The 17,320-nt window shown below is 72.8% G+C and carries 15 protein-coding genes; 12 read left to right on the top strand and 3 right to left on the bottom strand.

Going from position 1 to position 17,320, the window contains the following annotated elements; translation table 11 throughout:
* The first annotated feature begins 29 nt into the window (after positions 1-29).
* The 3 genes from ACWCV9_RS07045 to nudC all read left to right on the top strand — a co-directional run bounded on the left by ACWCV9_RS07045 (position 30) and on the right by nudC (position 6,065).
* Positions 30-3,503: a UvrD-helicase domain-containing protein gene (locus tag ACWCV9_RS07045; RefSeq protein WP_450784627.1), complete on the top strand. Its 3,474-nt coding sequence runs from the start codon at positions 30-32 to the stop codon at positions 3,501-3,503.
* Positions 3,504-3,562: 59 nt separating this feature from the next.
* Positions 3,563-4,966 carry a dipeptidase gene (locus tag ACWCV9_RS07040; protein ID WP_450784626.1) on the top strand — a complete coding sequence of 468 codons (1,404 nt, stop codon included), beginning with the start codon at positions 3,563-3,565 and terminating at the stop codon, positions 4,964-4,966.
* A gap of 154 nt (positions 4,967-5,120) precedes the next feature.
* Positions 5,121-6,065 carry an NAD(+) diphosphatase gene (nudC, locus tag ACWCV9_RS07035; RefSeq protein WP_450784625.1) on the top strand — a complete coding sequence of 315 codons (945 nt, stop codon included), beginning with the start codon at positions 5,121-5,123 and terminating at the stop codon, positions 6,063-6,065.
* A 104-nt stretch (positions 6,066-6,169) separates the two neighbouring features.
* On the opposite strand, the gene ACWCV9_RS07030 is transcribed toward nudC, so the two are convergent.
* Positions 6,170-6,412, bottom strand: a complete 243-nt coding sequence (locus tag ACWCV9_RS07030) for a mycoredoxin (protein WP_385840122.1) — start codon at positions 6,410-6,412, stop codon at positions 6,170-6,172.
* A gap of 181 nt (positions 6,413-6,593) precedes the next feature.
* Between ACWCV9_RS07030 and ACWCV9_RS07025 the strand changes: the two genes are divergently transcribed.
* The 5 genes from ACWCV9_RS07025 to ACWCV9_RS07005 all read left to right on the top strand — a co-directional run bounded on the left by ACWCV9_RS07025 (position 6,594) and on the right by ACWCV9_RS07005 (position 10,486).
* Entirely contained in the window at positions 6,594-8,789 is a 2,196-nt protein-coding gene (locus ACWCV9_RS07025) for an ATP-dependent DNA helicase UvrD2 (protein WP_450784624.1), read from the top strand.
* A gap of 165 nt (positions 8,790-8,954) precedes the next feature.
* Positions 8,955-9,284, top strand: coding sequence for a hypothetical protein (locus tag ACWCV9_RS07020; protein ID WP_450784623.1), 330 nt, complete (start codon positions 8,955-8,957; stop codon positions 9,282-9,284).
* A gap of 170 nt (positions 9,285-9,454) precedes the next feature.
* Positions 9,455-9,823, top strand: coding sequence for a WhiB family transcriptional regulator (locus tag ACWCV9_RS07015; RefSeq protein WP_103817702.1), 369 nt, complete (start codon positions 9,455-9,457; stop codon positions 9,821-9,823).
* Positions 9,820-10,143, top strand: a complete 324-nt coding sequence (locus ACWCV9_RS07010; RefSeq protein ID WP_385840118.1) for a hypothetical protein — start codon at positions 9,820-9,822, stop codon at positions 10,141-10,143. The genes ACWCV9_RS07015 and ACWCV9_RS07010 overlap by 4 nt, the downstream gene beginning before the upstream one ends.
* A 133-nt stretch (positions 10,144-10,276) precedes the next feature.
* Positions 10,277-10,486 (top strand): hypothetical protein, encoded by a 210-nt coding sequence (locus ACWCV9_RS07005; protein ID WP_450784622.1) that lies wholly within the window; start codon positions 10,277-10,279, stop codon positions 10,484-10,486.
* Positions 10,487-10,502: 16 nt separating this feature from the next.
* Here ACWCV9_RS07005 and ACWCV9_RS07000 read toward each other — a convergent pair whose 3' ends face one another.
* Together ACWCV9_RS07000 and ACWCV9_RS06995 are read right to left on the bottom strand one after the other, a co-directional pair.
* Positions 10,503-11,927 (bottom strand): ABC1 kinase family protein, encoded by a 1,425-nt coding sequence (locus tag ACWCV9_RS07000; RefSeq protein WP_450784621.1) that lies wholly within the window; start codon positions 11,925-11,927, stop codon positions 10,503-10,505.
* On the bottom strand, positions 11,920-13,158 hold the full coding sequence (locus tag ACWCV9_RS06995; RefSeq protein ID WP_450784620.1) for a TOMM precursor leader peptide-binding protein: 1,239 nt from the start codon (positions 13,156-13,158) through the stop codon (positions 11,920-11,922). Before ACWCV9_RS06995 ends, ACWCV9_RS07000 begins: the two co-directional genes overlap by 8 nt.
* 258 nt (positions 13,159-13,416) lie before the next feature.
* On the opposite strand from ACWCV9_RS06995, the gene ACWCV9_RS06990 reads away from it, so the two are divergent.
* From ACWCV9_RS06990 to ACWCV9_RS06975, 4 genes are all read left to right on the top strand, one after another.
* A complete protein-coding gene (locus ACWCV9_RS06990) occupies positions 13,417-14,034 on the top strand; it encodes a M48 metallopeptidase family protein (RefSeq protein ID WP_385840114.1) in 618 nt (205 codons plus the stop codon).
* Between the two features lie 137 nt (positions 14,035-14,171).
* A complete protein-coding gene (locus ACWCV9_RS06985) occupies positions 14,172-15,836 on the top strand; it encodes a TerD family protein (protein WP_450784619.1) in 1,665 nt (554 codons plus the stop codon).
* Between the two features lie 11 nt (positions 15,837-15,847).
* Entirely contained in the window at positions 15,848-16,528 is a 681-nt protein-coding gene (locus ACWCV9_RS06980) for an AIM24 family protein (RefSeq protein ID WP_385840112.1), read from the top strand.
* 17 nt (positions 16,529-16,545) lie between these two features.
* Positions 16,546-17,301, top strand: coding sequence for an AIM24 family protein (locus ACWCV9_RS06975; RefSeq protein ID WP_450784618.1), 756 nt, complete (start codon positions 16,546-16,548; stop codon positions 17,299-17,301).
* Positions 17,302-17,320 lie beyond the last annotated feature (19 nt).

The raw sequence follows: 17,320 nt of genomic DNA, 5'->3' as shown, positions 1-17,320 counted from the left end.
GTCAGTGCCCGCCGCTAGCCTTTTCCGACATGCCCGCCCGTATCACCGACCCCGAGCAGCTCAAGGAGCTTCTCGGCATCCCGTTCACCCCGGAGCAGACGGCCTGCATCACCGCGCCGCCCGCCCCGCAGGTCATCGTGGCCGGAGCCGGATCGGGCAAGACGACCGTGATGGCGGCCCGCGTGGTCTGGCTGGTCGGCACCGGGCAGGTCGCGCCGGAACAGGTCCTCGGCCTGACGTTCACCAACAAGGCCGCGGGCGAGCTGGCCGAACGCGTCCGCAAGGCACTGGTCAAGGCCGGCGTCACCGACCCCGACGTCATCGACCCGGACAATCCGCCGGGCGAGCCGGTGATCTCCACGTACCACGCCTTCGCCGGACGGCTGCTCACCGACCACGGTCTGCGCCTCGGCCTGGAGCCCACCTCCCGGCTGCTCGCCGACGCCACCCGCTATCAGCTCGCCGCCCGTGTGCTGCGCGAGGCGCCCGGCCCCTACCCGGCGCTGACCCGCTCCTTCGCCGACCTGGTCAGCGACCTGCTCGCGCTCGACGCCGAACTGTCCGAACACCTCGTCAGCCCCGAGGAGCTGCGCGCCTGGGACGCCGACCTGCTGGACACCCTGCACGGCGCCAAGCTCACCAACGCCGACCTGCGCAAGGTGCCGGAGACCGCCGCCGCGCGCCGGGAACTCGCCGATCTCGTCCAGCGCTACCGGGCCGCCAAGCGTGAGCGGGACCTGCTCGACTTCGGCGACCAGATCGCCCTGTCCGCCCGTCTCGCCCGCATCCCCGAGGTGGGCCGGCTGCTGCGCGAGGAGTTCCGCGTCGTCCTCCTGGACGAGTACCAGGACACCTCCGTCGCCCAGCGCGTCCTGCTGGCCGGGCTGTTCGGTGCGGGCACCGGCCACCCGGTGACCGCCGTCGGCGACCCCTGCCAGGCCATCTACGGCTGGCGCGGCGCCTCCGTCGCCAACCTCGACGACTTCCCCACGCACTTCGCCCACGCCGACGGCCGCCCCGCCACCCGGCAGGCGCTCAGCGAGAACCGCCGCAGCGGCGGCCGCCTCCTCGACCTCGCCAACGGCCTCGCCGAGCCGCTGCGCGCCATGCACGCGGGCGTCCAGGCGCTGCGCCCGGCCCCCGGCGCCGAGTACGACGGCACGGTCCGCTGCGCGCTGCTGCGCACCCACGCCGAGGAGATCGACTGGATCGCCGACTCCGTCGCCCACCTCGTGCACACCGGCACGCCACCCGGCGAGATCGCCGTGCTGTGCCGTACGGCCACCGACTTCGCCGAGATCCAGGGCGCCCTCGTCACCCGGGACATCCCCGTCGAGGTGGTCGGCCTGTCCGGGCTGCTCCATCTGCCCGAGGTCGCCGACCTCGTCGCCGTCTGCGAGGTGCTCCAGGACCCGGGCGCCAACGCCTCCCTGGTGCGGCTGCTGACCGGCCCGCGCTGGCGCATCGGCCCGCGCGATCTCGCCCTGCTGGGCCGCCGGGCCCGGCTGCTGGTCGCCCACGCGCGCGTGGCGGACACCGACGACCCGGACCGCCGGCTCGCCGCGGCCGTGGAAGGGGTCGACCCGTCCGAGGTGATATCGCTCGCCGACGCCCTCGACACCTTCGTCGACGCGCCCGGGGAGACCGCCGCGGACGACGACGGGCTGCCGTTCTCGCCGGACGCGCGCGTGCGCTTCGCCCGCCTGGCCACCGAGCTGCGCGAACTGCGCCGCTCGCTGGCCGACCCGCTGATGGACGTGCTGCACCGGGTCCTGGCCGTCACCGGCCTGGAGGTGGAGCTGTCGGCGTCCCCGCACGCCCTGGCCGCCCGCCGCCGCGAGACCCTGTCCAACTTCCTCGACGTCGCCGCCTCCTTCGCGGCGAGCGACGGCGAGGCCACCCTGCTGGCCTTCCTCGGCTTCCTGCGCACCGCCGCCCAGTACGAGAAGGGCCTCGACAACGCGCTGCCCGGCGGCGAGAACACCGTCAAGGTGCTCACCGCGCACAAGTCCAAGGGTCTGGAGTGGGATGTCGTGGCCGTGCCCGGCCTGGTCAGCGGCACCTTCCCCAGCGCCCAGGGCCGCGAGAAGTGGACCGCGCAGGCCAAGGTGGTCCCGCACGCCCTGCGCGGCGATGCCGACACCCTGCCCGACGCCGGATCCTGGGACGCGCGCGGCATGAAGGCGTTCCACGAGGCCATGAAGGAGCACCAGCACACCGAGGAGCTGCGCCTCGGCTACGTCACCTTCACCCGCCCGCGGTCCCTGCTGCTCGGCTCCGGCCACTGGTGGGGCCCGAGCCAGAAGAAGCCGCGCGGCCCCTCCGACTTCCTCAAGGCCCTGTACGACCACTGCGCGGCCGGACACGGCGAGATCGAGGCCTGGGCCGAGGAACCCGCCGAGGACGAGGAGAACCCGGCCCTTGGCACGCCCACGGCCGACCAGGTGTGGCCGCTGCCCCTGGACGCCGCGGCGCTGGCCCGCCGCCGCGCGGCCGCCGAGACCGTCCTCGCCCACCTGGACACCCTGGCCGCCCAGCCGGACGGCCCCCCGCCCGCGGCCCACGACCCCGCCGCCTTCGAGGATCCCGACTGGCCCCCGCCCCCGGACGACGAGGATCCGTACGGCCCGGACGCCTACGGCGACGAACCCCCGTACGACGATCCCGACGACTGGGACTCCTGGGGTGCGGACCGGCCGACGGTCCCGCACCAGGCGACCGCCCCCGCCGAGCCGGAACCCCGCCCCACCCGGGACGAGCGCACCCCCGAGGAGGAGCTGACCCCCGAGGAGGCCCGCACCGTCGCCTCCTGGGACCGCGACCTGGACGCCCTCACCGGCGAGCTGCTGCGCGCCCGCAGGGCGGTCACGGAGGTTCCGCTGCCCGCCAGCCTGACCGCGTCCCAGCTGCTGCTTCTCGCCGCCGACCCGGACGGGCTCGCACAGGAACTCGCACGCCCCATGCCGCGCCCCCCGCAACCGGCCGCGCGCCGGGGCATCCGCTTCCACGCCTGGGTTGAGGCCCGCTTCGAGGAGCTGACGCTGCCCCTGCTGGAACCGGACGAGCTGCCGGGCAGCGACGCCGAGATCAGCGACGAGCGCGACCTGGAAGCCCTGAAGGAGGCCTTCGAGCGCACCGAGTACGCCCGGCGCACCCCGTACCGGGTGGAGGCGCCCTTCCAGCTCACGCTGGCCGGCCGTGTCGTCCGCGGCCGCATCGACGCCGTCTACCGGAACGGAGACGGGGCGGCGGCGACGTACGAGATCGTGGACTGGAAGACCGGCCACCACCGCACTGCCGACCCGCTCCAGCTCGCGGTGTACCGCGTGGCCTGGGCCGAGCAGCAGGGCGTGCCGCTCGCCTCGGTCACGGCCGCCTTCGTGTACGTGCGCACCGGTGAGGTCGTACGCCCCGCGCACCTCCCGGACCGGCCCGCGCTGGAGCGGCTGCTCGACGGCGAACCGGAACCGGGACCCGGTGTCACCGAAGTGACACGGGACTGAACCTAGGTGTGACGAACCGCCCGCCGAGGATGTCGGTGCGGGCCGATAGGCTCGTGAGCATGAGCCAGACCCCGGACAGCGCCGTCCGCACGTACATCGAGCAGCACCGCGCCGCCTTCCTCGACGACCTCGCCGCATGGCTGCGCATCCCTTCCGTGTCGGCTCAGCCCGAGCACGCGCCCGACGTACGGCGCAGCGCCGAATGGCTCGCCGCCAAGCTGCGCGAGACCGGCTTCCCGACCGCCGAGATCTGGCCGACCGACGGCGCACCGGCCGTGTTCGCCGAGTGGCCCTCGGGCGACCCGGACGCGCCGACCGTCCTGGTCTACGGCCACCACGACGTGCAGCCCGCAGCCCGCGAGGACGGCTGGGACAGCGAGCCCTTCGAGCCGGTCGTCCGCGACAACCGCCTCTACGCGCGCGGTGCGGCCGACGACAAGGGCCAGGTGTTCTTCCACACACTGGGCGTCCGCGCCCACCTCGCCGCCATCGGCCGCACCGCCCCCGCCGTCAACCTGAAGCTGCTCGTCGAGGGCGAGGAGGAGTCCGGCTCCCCGCACTTCCGGGCCCTGGTGGAGCAGCGGGCCGAGCGGCTCGCCGCCGACGCCGTGATCGTCTCCGACACCGGCATGTGGGCCGAGGACACCCCCACCGTGTGCACCGGCATGCGCGGCCTCGCCGAGTGCGAGATCCGGCTGTACGGCCCCGACCAGGACATCCACTCCGGATCCTTCGGCGGCGCCGTGCCCAACCCGGCCACCGCCGTCGCCCGCCTGGTCGCCGCCCTGCACGACGAGCACGCGCGCGTGGCGGTCCCCGGCTTCTACGACGGCATCGTCGAGCTGACCGACCGCGAGCGCCAACTCTTCGCCGAGCTGCCCTTCGACGAGGAGCGCTGGCTGCGCACCGCCAAGTCCTACGCCGCCCAGGGCGAGGCCGGACACACCACGCTGGAGCGCATCTGGGCCCGCCCGACGGCCGAGGTCAACGGCATCGGCGGCGGCTACCAGGGCGCCGGCAGCAAGACGATCATCCCGTCCACGGCGCTGGTCAAGCTGTCCTTCCGGCTGGTCGCGGGCCAGGACCCGGACCACATCGAGAAGGCCGTCCGCGCCTGGGTCGCCGACCGGATACCCGCCGGCATCCGCTGCGAGATCGACTTCGGCTCCGCCACGCGCCCCTGTCTGACCCCGCTCGGCCACCCCGCACTGGAGTCCGTGGCCCGCGCGATGGGCCGCGCCTTCCAGAGCCCCGTCCGCTACACCCGCGAGGGCGGCTCCGGCCCCGCCGCCGACCTCCAGGAAGTCCTCGGAGCCCCCGTGCTCTTCCTGGGCATCTCCGTCCCCTCCGACGGCTGGCACGCCCCGAACGAGAAGGTCGAGCTGGACCTGCTCCTCAAGGGCGTCGAGACCAGCGCGTACCTGTGGGGCGACCTGGCCGAGAACTGGCGTCCCGCATCCTGACCGGACGGCGCCGTACGGACGGCATCGCGCGCGGGGCACACTGGAGGGACGCCCCGCCCGCCCCGCCCGCGCCCGGCCCGGTGCCGCCCGCCTCGTGTCCCGCCGAACCGCCCGCCGAACCGAACCGCCGCCACTGGGGGAGTTGGAAGCACCCGTGACCACCTGGACCGACGACACCGCCGACCGACCCATCTCGCTGACCGCTCCGAGCGGCATCGACCGTGCCGCGCACCACCGGCTGGACGAGGCCTGGCTCGCGGCGGCGTGGAGCCACCCCACGACCCGCTGCTTCGTGGTCTCCGGCGGCCAGGTGCTCATCGACGAGACACCGGACGGCCGGACCGAGCTGGTCATGACGCCGTCGTTCGAGGCCCCGCTCACCGAGGCGCACCGCTACTTCCTCGGCATCGACGAGGAGGGCGTGAGCTACTTCGCGCTCCAGAAGGACTCGCTGCCCGGCCGGATCGACCAGTCGGCGAGACCGGCGGGCCTGCGCGAGGCGGGCCTGCTGCTGTCGCCGCGCGACGCCGGGCTCATGGTGCATGCGGTCGGCCTGGAGAACTGGCAGCGCACCCACCGCTTCTGCTCCCGCTGCGGCGAGCGCACGGTCATCGCCGCCGCCGGGCACATCCGCCGCTGCTCGGCCTGCGGAGCCGAGCACTACCCGCGCACCGACCCGGCCGTGATCATGGCCGTGACCGACGCGGACGACCGCATCCTGCTCGGCCGGCAGGTGCACTGGCCCGAGGGCCGCTTCTCCACGCTCGCCGGGTTCGTGGAGCCGGGCGAGTCCATCGAGCAGGCGGTGCGCCGCGAGGTGTCGGAGGAGGTCGGCGTCACCGTCGGCCCGGTCGAGTACGTCGCCAGCCAGCCCTGGCCCTTCCCGTCCAGCCTGATGCTCGGCTTCATGGCCCGCGCGACCACCACGGAGATCGACGTCGACGGTGACGAGATCCACGAGGCCCGCTGGTTCTCCCGCGAGGAGCTGCACGACGCCTTCGAGTCCGGCGAGGTGCTGCCGCCCTACGGCATCTCCATCGCCGCCCGGCTGATCGAGATGTGGTACGGCAAGCCGCTGCCGACCCGCGGCTCCTTCTGAGGCACCCGCACGCCGGCTGCGGCGGCCTGGTGTGGCACAAAGCGGAGCGGGGCGGCCCCTGATGGTTCAGGGACCGCCCCGCTGCCGCGAAGCCGCTCAGGGGGTCACGCGGCCAGCTTCTGCTTCACCTGGGCCAGCGACGGGTTCGTCAGCGTCGAGCCGTCCGCGAAGAGCACGGTCGGAACCGTCTGGTTCCCGCCGTTCGCCTTCTCCACGAAGGCGGCGGACGCGGGGTCCTGCTCGATGTTGATCTCGGTGTAGGCGATGCCCTCCCGGTCCAGCTGGCTCTTCAGCCGCCGGCAGTAGCCGCACCACGTCGTGCTGTACATCGTCACAGTGCCCTGCATGTGTCTCGCGCTCCTCGGGACTGGGGAAAAATCGTCCAGGGGGAGAACGTAAGCCACCGGCCCGCCATTCCCGCCCGGGGTATGACCGACCCGTGTGACACCTGCCGCATTAATACGACGAAACCCTCCCGCCTGTGGACAACCGACGCGGCAGCCCCGGGCGACCTGGCAGCATGGCGGTGTGACAGCAGCAACGCACTCCCCTCTCTTCCCGCAGGTACCGGCCTCGGCCGACGCGGTGCTCGAAGGGCTCGACCCCGAGCAGCGCGAGGTGGCCACCGCCCTGCACGGACCGGTGTGCGTGCTGGCCGGAGCCGGCACCGGCAAGACCCGGGCGATCACCCACCGCATCGCCTACGGCGTGCGCGCCGGGATCCTCCAGCCGTCCAGCGTGCTCGCCGTCACCTTCACCAACCGCGCCGCCGGAGAGATGCGCGGCCGGCTCCGTCAGCTCGGCGCCCAGGGCGTCCAGGCCCGCACCTTCCACTCCGCCGCCCTCCGACAGCTCCAGTACTTCTGGCCGAAAGCGATCGGTGGCAGCATGCCCCGGATCGCCGAACGCAAGCTCCAGCTCGTCGCGGACGCGGCCGCCGCCTGCGGAACCCGGCTCGACCGGGGCGAGCTGCGCGATGTCACCGCAGAGATCGAATGGTCCAAGGTCACCCAGACCGTCCCCACGGACTACCCGTACGCGGCTGCGAAGGCCGGCCGCGAGGCCCCCCGCGACCCGGCCGAGATCGCCCATCTCTACGCGGCCTACGAGGACGTCAAACGCGACCGCGCGGTGATCGACTTCGAGGACGTCCTGCTGCTGACCGTCGCCATCCTCCAGGACCGGCAGGACATCGCCGAACAGGTCCGCGCCCAGTACCAGCACTTCGTGGTGGACGAGTACCAGGACGTCAGCCCGCTCCAGCAGCGGCTGCTCGAACTGTGGCTCGGCGACCGCGACAACCTGTGCGTGGTCGGTGACGCCAGCCAGACGATCTACTCGTTCACGGGCGCAACCCCCGACCACCTCCTCGACTTCCGCGTCCGCCACCCGCACGCCACCGTCGTCAAGCTGGTCCGCGACTACCGCTCCACCCCCCAGGTGGTGCGCCTCGCCAACGGCCTGCTCGCCCAGGCCCGCGGCCGGGCCGCCGACCACCGGCTGGAACTGGTCTCCCAGCGCGCCGCGGGCCCCGAACCCGGCTACACCGAGTACGTCGACGAGCCCGCCGAGGCCGAAGGCGCCGCCCGCCGCATCCGCGAACTGATCGACGCCGGCGTCCCCGCCTCCGAGATCGCCGTCCTGTTCCGTACGAACGCCCAGTCCGAGACCTACGAACAGGCACTCGCCGACGCCGGCGTCCCCTACCAGCTGCGCGGCGCCGAGCGCTTCTTCGACCGGCCGGAGGTGCGCAAGGCGGGCGCGGCGCTGCGCGCCGCCGCCCGCTTCGGAGGCAACGACTCCCTGCTGGACGACGTCGTCGACCTGCCCTCACAGGTGCGGGCCGTGCTGTCCGGCGAAGGCTGGACCGACCAGCCGCCGGCCGGCTCCGGAGCCGTCAGGGAGCGCTGGGAGTCCCTCGCCGCCCTGTTCAGCCTCGCCCAGGACCTCGCCGCCGCCAGGCCGGCCGCCACCCTCGCCGACTTCGTGGCCGAGCTGGACGAACGGAGCAACGCCCAGCACGCCCCGACCGTCCAGGGCGTCACCCTCGCCTCCCTGCACGCCGCCAAGGGACTGGAGTGGGACGTCGTCTTCCTGGTCGGCGTCGCCGAGGGCATGCTCCCCATCACCTATGCCAAGACCGACGAGCAGATCGAGGAGGAACGCCGGCTCCTCTATGTCGGCGTCACCCGCGCCCGTGAGCGGCTCCATGTCTCCTGGGCGCTGTCCCGGTCCCCCGGCGGCCGGCCGAACCGCAGACCCAGCCGCTTCCTGGACGGCCTGCGCCCCGGCACCACCGCCACCGTCGGCCGCTCCGGCGCCGGTGCCGCCGGCAGCGTCGAGCGCGGGACCACCCCGGTCGCCGGCGCCGCACCCCGCCGCACCCAGCGCACCCCGGCCCGCTGCCGGGTCTGCGGCCGCACCCTCACCGACGCCGGTGAGATGAAACTGATGCGCTGTGAGGACTGCCCCTCCGACATGGACGAGGGGCTCTACGAGCGGCTGCGGGAGTGGCGGGCGGTCCAGGCGGAGCGCAGCGGCCAGCCCGACTTCTGCGTGTTCACCGACCGCACCCTGATCGCCATCGCCGAGGCGCGGCCCGAGAACACCGCCGAACTCTCCCGCATCCCCGGCGTCCTCAGCCGTAAGCTGCGCAGCTACGGCGCCGACGTTCTGGCCATCTGTGCAGGCCAGACAGTTGGGGACGCCGACGTGAGCGAGTGATACGAACTCGTCGAAAAAATAGTTTGCGCATGCCCCAGCAATCCCCATAGGTTCTAGGCACGGAAGCAACGGCCTTCTCGAAGGGCCGGACTCCGTGTTGTACTTGCATATCCGCACGGGCTGGTTCACCCCAGTCCCATGAGACGCCGAGAGGAGGCGAGTCCAGTGATCAGCATCAACACCAGCACCATCAGCACGGCCAAAATGACCGATCGCTCGGCCGTCTCCCTGTCCATGCTCGGCGTCTCGTACCAGGGCACCGGTCTGTCCGGCATTCGTGCCGTCCGTCCGGCGTCCTCCCTGTCCCTCGCGGGTCTTCCCGTCCGCGAGCGGAATGAGCGGAACGAGCGACCGACCAAGGCACTGGAAACGGTAGAGGCACAGGCACATGCCTATGCCTTTGCGGCGGCCGGTGCCGGATTCCGCAAGCAGACGACGCAGCACCACCTGATGTGGGCCTTCCGTGGGCCAGAACCCTGGAGTGATCCAGCCTGATCGCCGATCAGGCCGGCGCCTTCAGGGCCGCGGAACCCCATCCGGGATCCGCGGCCCTTCTGTTTTCCCCGAACGGGGACGACGGGACGAAGGGGCCTCGGGACAACGAAAGAACCCGGTACCAAGCCACCCGGTCAACCGGCCGGACCGACAGACGAGGAAGACGAACCGTGCAACTCGAAGCGCACGCCCCGTCCGTACCGCCTTCGCAAACGATCCCCCCGCCCGGCCTCACGGAGGACTCCACCTTGACCCCCCTCACCGCGCTCACCGCGCTCGACGACGCCATCGAGAACCTCGGCGTACCCGTCCCGTGCCGCTCCTACGACCCGGAGGTCTTCTTCGCCGAGTCGCCCGCGGACGTCGAGTACGCCAAGTCCCTGTGCCGCACCTGCCCGCTGATGGAGGCCTGCCTCGCCGGCGCCAAGGAGCGGCGTGAGCCCTGGGGCGTCTGGGGCGGCGAGCTGTTCGTCCAGGGTGTCGTCGTCGCCCGGAAGCGGCCGCGTGGTCGCCCGCGGAAGAACCCGGTCACGGCATGAACACCGCAGGAACGATCGATCGCCCCCTCACGCACGACCCCAAGAAGCAGGCCCCGATGAAGCCGTCCACCAGCGAGCCCGCAGGCTCCGCGACCCCAGACTTCACCACCACCGGCGCCACCGAGGCGCGCCAGAACAGGACCCGAGAGATGCAACTCATGCAAGAAGCCCTGGCCCGTGCGCATATGCACGAGCGACTCCATGACGCCCGCAGGGAGGGCCGGGCCATGAGCCTGGTCGTCGCCCAGCGGATGCAGCGCCGGGCCGAGCGCGCCTCGCTGCGCGCCCGCCGGGCGCTGGCCATGGCCGTCATGCAGTAATTCGCACACCTGAAGCAGTGACCCCCGGTACCGGGGGGTGCAGCCTCCTCGCGGGGGCCGGTCCGGCCGAACGGACCGGCCCCCGCGGTGCGTTGTGCGCGCGAACACGCGGGCGCGGCGATATCGTCACTGGGTGACGAGTCTTCCCGGCAGTGATCAGGGCGGCTCCACCGAGGAGCCCCGGGCGCCCGTGGTGTGCGCCCGCTGCGGCACCTCCGCGGCCGGCCCGCCGGTCACCTGGACCTGCTCCGTGGAGAACGGCGCCCGCCGGTACTTCTGCGACAGATGCTCCCGCGAGAACCTGCGGGCCATCGAGGGGCGGCTGGACTCGGCCTGGTGGTGACAGCCGGTGCGACGGCTCAGGCCTCCGCCGCCTGCTCCTCCTCGGGCAGCTCGGGTGCCTGCTCCTCCTCGGGCAGTCGGCGCGGCAGCTCGGCCTCGCTCGGCTCGTGCGCCGGTACGAAGCCCGGCAGCCACTCCTCCAGTTCCTCCCGGAGCCGGACCGTCGCCCCCAGCTGGCACAGGACACCGATGGTGCTCAGCGTCACCCGGTGTATCAGCAGGTAGGCGGGCGGCAGGTTGAGCTGCTTGCCGAGCTGGTAGGCGGGGGAGCGCGGGTCCGCGATGCGGGCCGCCTGGCTGCGCATCCAGGAACGGGTGAAGGTGAACTGCTCCACCTGGGCCGGCTCGATGATCGGCAGCAGATAGTCCAGGACCGCGTCCGGGTCCAGCTCGATGGACTCCTTGACGAAGCCCTCCTCGCACAGCAGCTCGTAGACCGTGTTGGCGTCCCCGTCCAGGCTCATCCGCAGGGAGACGCCGATCGGCGCGGGCAGCCCGCCGGGGAGACGGTCGACCGTGCCGAAGTCCAGGACACCGAGGCGCCAGTCCTCCGCGCCGGCCGGACCGCCGGGCAGCAGCCGGAAATTGCCCGGATGCGGATCGGCGTGCAGCAGCCCGGTGCGGGCCGGGCCCGAGAACAGGAAGCGGGCCAGCAGCTGACCGGCCCGGTCCCGCTGCTCCTCGGTGCCGCCCGAGATCACCTCGGACAGCGGGACACCGTCGATCCACTCGGTGACCAGCACCTGCTCGCACTGGTGCACCACCGCGGGGACCACCACGTCCGGGTCGTCCGCGAACTCTTCCGCGTGCGCCGCCTGCGCCTGCGCCTCCAGCCCGTAGTCCAGCTCCTCGGCGACACGGTCCTTCAGCTCCGCGATCAGCGGCTTGATGTCCATGCCCGGGATGAGCGGCCCCAACAGCCGGGCGAAGCGGCTGAGTTGGTTCAGATCGGACAGGAGTGCCTCACCGGCGCCCGGATACTGCACCTTGACCGCCACCGCACGGCCGTCATGCCACACCGCCCGGTGCACCTGGCCGATGGAGGCCGCGGCCGCCGGCTTCTCGTCGAACTCCTCGAAGAGGTCGCGCCAGTCCGCTCCCAGCCGCTCCGCCAGCACGGCGTGCACCGTGCGGGTCGGCATCGGCGGCGCCGCCTCCTGGAGCTTGGTCAGCGCCGCACGGTAGGGACCGGCGACCTCCTCGGGCAGCGCGGACTCGAAGACGGACAGCGCCTGCCCGAACTTCATCGCGCCGCCCTTCAGCTCGCCGAGCACCTTGAAGAGCTGCTCCGCCGTCCGCTGTTGCAGCTCCCGGCCGACGATCTCCGCGGACTCGCCCACGATGCGCTTGCCCAGCCCCCAGGTCGCCCGGCCGGCGATGCCGAGCGGGAGCGCGGCGAGCTTGGCGGTCCGGGTGACCGCCTTCCGGGGAAGATCAGACATGCGCCCTCCAAGTCCCAGTCGGCCGTGCCGCGCCCGCGTCACGTCCTCGCTCCGTCACCGGCCGTTGCACCGCCATTGTCGCGCGCGCTTCCCCCTTGGTTGAGGAGTGCTCCCTTTTACCTTTCTCACCCTTTTCCGCCTTGCCTTTCTCCGCCGCGCCGCAGCCGCATGCCGGGTGCGGCGCGATCGCGCGGGCACGCCAGGTCAGGCCGGGCAGGGACACCTCCCAGCGGGCTCCGGTACTGGACGGGGACGCCCCGTCGAGGAAGGCCAGGGCGTGCGCCGCGGCCAGGCCGGCGACGGTCGTGGCCAGCGTCACATCACAGGCCCCGACCTGGCGGGCCCGCCCCGAGCGCCACTGGGCGATCAGCCGGGGCCAGACCGGGTCCCGGTCCGTGCGGCCCTCGTGCAGACAGAGGGCGCAGCTCGACTCACCGGGCAGCACCAGCGGACCGACGACGCCCGTGCCCTCCACCACCCCCGCATACAGATGCGGGATGCCCGCGGCCATCAGCGGCTCGGCGGTGACCGGGTCGGGCGCATGCACGGCCACGTCGTCCCGGGGCGCGAGGATCACCAGGGAGAACCCGGGCTCCCCGGCGCCGGATCCGGGGGAGTGGGCATGCCGCGGCGGCCGGTCCACGGCCGCCCGGCGGACCGCGGCCCGGGCGGCGGTGTCCCGGCGCTCGCGCAGCGACTCGGCGGACAGCCCGCCCGGTGCCACGTCCCACGGCTCCACGCGGCCCACGTCCCGCACATCCACCTCACCGACCCCGACGGCCGCCAGCGCCGACGCCAGCACCGCGCCCACCCGCCCCGCGCCCCGCACCTGCACCCGCAGCGCGCGCCGCGCGGCGAGCCGGGCCAGCGCGCCCCCCGGTTCCCGCGTGGTCAGGGAGAGCGAGGCGAGATCGGGGCGCAGCCGCTGAAGGACGTCCTTCCGCTCCCGCAGCGCATCCGCGGCCGGTCCGCCGCCGCGGGCGTCGTCGACGAGCCCCGCGCGGGCCAGCCCGTCCACGAGCGCGTCCACGTGGCGCTCGGACAGCGCCATCCGGCGGCCCTCCGCCCGCAGCAGCGGCAGCCCGCGGGTGCCGTCGAGCAGCTCCAGGAAGCTGCCCGTCGCCGGGTCCATGGGCCCCAGTGTCAGGGCGTGCGCCGGGGTCATCCCGAACTGCACGGTGTTCAGATCGCGCCAGCCGCGCCGCAGCGCGGGTTTCACCATCGGATGCATGACAGCCCCCCGTGATCCAGGACGACCGACGTCCCCGTCCGCCGACGGCACCGGTCATGTCCCGTCGACGCCACCCAGCATGCCCGGCCTCCGGCACCGGATGCCCCGGGTTATCCACAGGCGGGGTGATTCGTCGTACAAAGTGATCCGGCACCGATCCGGCACAGGGATCCCGGCGGAACGATCCAGCCGTAAGAACCCCCACGCAACCACCCCGGAGCCGGGACTTCGCCCCTGCCCAGCGGGTAACGTCGGGGCGTGCCCGCCGACCCACTGCACCGCGCCGGAAAGCCACAGCGCAGCACGACGAGCCAGCCGCCCGGCGGCTCGGGGGCGAGCGCGATCGAGGTCCGCAGGAGCGCCCGGCGCCGCCGGACGGTCTCCGCGTACCGCGAGGGCGATCGCACCGTCGTGCTGATCCCCGCCCGGATGTCCAAGGCGGAGGAGCAGCGCTGGGTGACTGTCATGCTCGACAAGCTCGCCGCACAGGAGAGCCGGCGCGTGCTGGGCGACGCCGAGCTGGCCGAGCGGGCCGAGCGGCTGTCCGCCCAGTACTTCGACGGCCGCGCCCGGCCCGCGTCCGTGCGCTGGGTCACCAACCAGAACACCCGCTGGGGCTCGTGCACCCCCGCCGAGGGCAGCATCCGGCTCTCGCACCGGCTCCAGGGCATGCCGGACTACGTCGTCGACTACGTGCTCTGCCACGAGCTGGCGCATCTGCTGGTCCCCGGGCACGGCCCCGACTTCTGGCGGCTGCTGGAGGCCTATCCGCGCACCGAGCGGGCGCGCGGCTACCTCGAGGGCGTGGTCGCCGCCGAACGGCTCCCGCACGTGCCCGGCGCCCGGGGCGAGGGACCGGCCGGCCGGGACGGCTGACCCGCACGTGTGAACGATCCGTGTGAGTGCCCGGGCGCGGTTGTGTACCGGGTCTGTACCGGCTACGGCCGTCGCGGGCCTTTGCCGTTAGCCTGGCGCGACGCACTCGCACTCGGGATGGGGGACGGTCGTATCGCATGGCCAGGGACTTCCAACGCGGCCACAAGGCCAGGATCAGTGATCTCACGGCGGGCACGGATCTGTACGTAGGCGTACAGATCTCCGCGCCGGGACTGACCTTCGACATCAGCTGCTTCGGACTGGACGCCGAGGAGCGCCTCTCGGACGACCGGTACTTCGTCTTCTTCAACCAGCCGAAGACCCCGGAGGAGTCCATCCAGCTGCTGGGCGCCCAGGCGGGCGACACGGAGTCCTTCCGGGTCACGCTCGACCGGATCCCCTCGCACATCCGCAAGCTGTCCTTCACGGCGACCCTGGACGGCGCCGGGCAGATGTCCCAGATCGCCCCCGGCTACCTGCGGATCGTGGCCGGCGGCGAGGAGGTCGCCCGGTACGCGTTCAGCGGCTCGGAGTTCTCCACCGAGCGCGCCGTGATGCTCGGTGACATCTACTTCAAGGACGGCTGGCGGTTCGCCGCGGTCGGCCAGGGCTTCGACGGCGGTCTGGAGGCGCTGCTGAAGAACTTCGGCGGCGAGGTGCTGGAGGAGGAGGCCCCGGCCGCCCCGCAGCAGCCGCAGCCCGGCGCCACGCCCGGCTTCGCCCCGCCCGCGCAGGCCACGGCACCCCCCGCGTTCGGCGCCCCGGCCGAGCCCGCGCCGGCGTTCCAGCCCGGCCCGCAGGGCTTCACCCCGCAGCCCGGCCACACCCCGCCGCCCGCCCCGGCGCCCAACGTGCACGGCGCGCCCACCGTCATCGCACCCCTGGCCCCGCCCGCGGGCGGCACCGTCCCGCCCCCGGCCCCCGCGCCGGCGCCGTACGGCCAGCCGCCGCAGCAGCCCCCCTACGGCGGCCAGCAGCCCTCGTACGGCGGTCAGCCGGGCGCGCCGATGCCCCCGGGCTACGGCCAGCAGCCGCCCGCGTACGGCGGCCAGCCGGCCCCGCCCATGCCACCGGGGTACGGCCAGGTCCCCGGCCAGCCCACGGCCCCCTACGGCGTGCCGCAGGGCGCCCCGCAGGGCGGTGCCGGAGTGACGGCCGCGCTCCAGGCGTTCAAGGAGACGCCGACCGGACAGCGCTGGACGCCGCAGAACAAGAAGCTCATCCGCGTCGACCTGGGCGTCGGCGGCCAGCCCGTGCTCGCCAAGCAGGGCAGCATGGTGCTCTACCAGGGCAAGGTCGACTTCAGCTACAAGGGCGCCGGGTTCGCCGGGCGGATCGTCGGTGGAGCCACCGGCCAGGAGATGCAGCTGATGCGCTGCACCGGCCAGGGCCAGGTGTTCCTCGCCGAGAACGCCACCCATCTGCACCCCATCGAACTCCAGGGCGACGCCATCTGCGTCTCCGCCGAGAACGTCCTCGCCTTCGACGAGGGCCTGCACCACGAGGTCCGGCGCATCGAGGGGCACGGCATCCCCGGCGGCGCGCTGTTCACCATGCAGTTCCAGGGCACCGGCACGATCGTCGTCAAGACCCACGGCACGCCCGTGGTGCTGCCGGTCACGCCGACCACCTTCGCCGACTGCAACGCCGTCGTCGCCTGGTCGGCCGCCGCCCAGGTGATCGTCTCCAGCCAGGTCCGGATGCGCCGCAACGCCTACCCGGGCGACACCGGGGAGAGCGTCAACCTCCAGTTCCGGGGCGCGCCCGGCAACTTCATCGTCGTCCAGCCGTACGAGGTCTGAGGGAGCCCGTCATGAACCAGCCGCTCGCGGGCTTCGCTCCCGCACCCGTCACCGCCCGCATGGAGAACCACGGCAGCCACATGCTGAAGGTCGCCATGCAGACCGGAAACGACCTCCTCGCGCGCGTGGGCTCGATGGTCGCCTACGAAGGCTTCATCCAGTACGAGCCCAACCCGCCGGCGGTCCGCCAGATCGCCCGGGACTGGATCACCGGCGAGGGCGCACCGCTGATGAAGTGCTCCGGCGACGGACTGCTCTACCTCGCCGACTACGGCGCGAACGTCGTCGTCCTCAACCTCAACGGCGACGGCATCTCCGTCAACGCCACCAACCTGCTCGCCTTCGACGCGCACCTCAGCTGGGGCGTGGAGCGGGTGAAGGGGCTCGCCAAGTTCGCCGGCCAGGGCCTGTGGAACACGAAGATCTCCGGGCAGGGCTGGGTCGCGCTGACCTCCCGGGGCACGCCCATCGTCGTCGACTGCGGCGGCGGCGAGGACGAGACGTACGTCGACCCGGACGCGCTCGTCGCCTGGTCGCCGAACCTCAAGGTGAAGGGCAAGCGCAGCTTCAAGGCGCAGTCGCTGATCGGCCGGGGCAGCGGCGAGGCCTTCCAGATGGCCTTCTCCGGTCAGGGCATCGTCGTCGTCCAGCCCAGCGAGGACAGCACCGACCGCCTCCGGTTCCGGGGCTGAGGGGGAGCCAGAACACCATGCAGAGTCCGCTTTTCGCGCACAACGAGGTCCAGACCCAGGAGCGCTGGAGCCTTCAGAACGCGCAGCTGCTCCGGGTCGCCCTGGAGGGCCACGACGACATCCTGGCCCGCAAGGGCACCATGGTCGCCTACCAGGGGCTGATCGAGTTCGACGCCGAGTACCGCAGCAACGGGCAGGCACGCGCGCGTGCCCGCACCGGCGAGGGTCTGGACCTGATGCGCTGCCACGGCCAGGGCACCGTCTACCTCGCCAACCTCGCCCAGCACGTGCACATCATGGACGTCGAGCAGGACGGGCTGACCGTGGACAGCTCCTACGTCCTCGCCATGGACTCCTCGCTGCACTACGAGGTCATCGCCGTCGACAGCCTCTACGGCATCTCCGGCTCCGGGAAGTACCAGCTGAACATCACCGGGCGCGGCCGGGTCGCCCTGATGACGTCCGGCGCGCCGCTGCTGATGCAGGTCACACCGGACCGGTACGTCAACTGCGATGCCGACGCGATCGTCGCCTGGTCCACCGGGCTGCGGGTGCAGATGCAGGCGCAGACGCACTCCTCCGGGGTGTGGCGGCGCCGTGGCAACACCGGTGAGGGCTGGGAGCTGAGCTTCATGGGCACCGGGTACGCGCTGGTCCAGCCCAGCGAGCTGCTGCCGCCGCAGAACGCGGTGATCGGCCAGGGCCTCGCCGCCCAGTTCGGCATGGGCCAGCACGGGGCGCACGCGCAGAACCAGGGCAACGTCTGGAGCTGACCGTGAAGTGAGGGGTGAG

Source organism: Streptomyces sp. NPDC001606, assembly GCF_053596835.1.
This window is presented reverse-complemented; position numbering and strand designations above follow the sequence as displayed.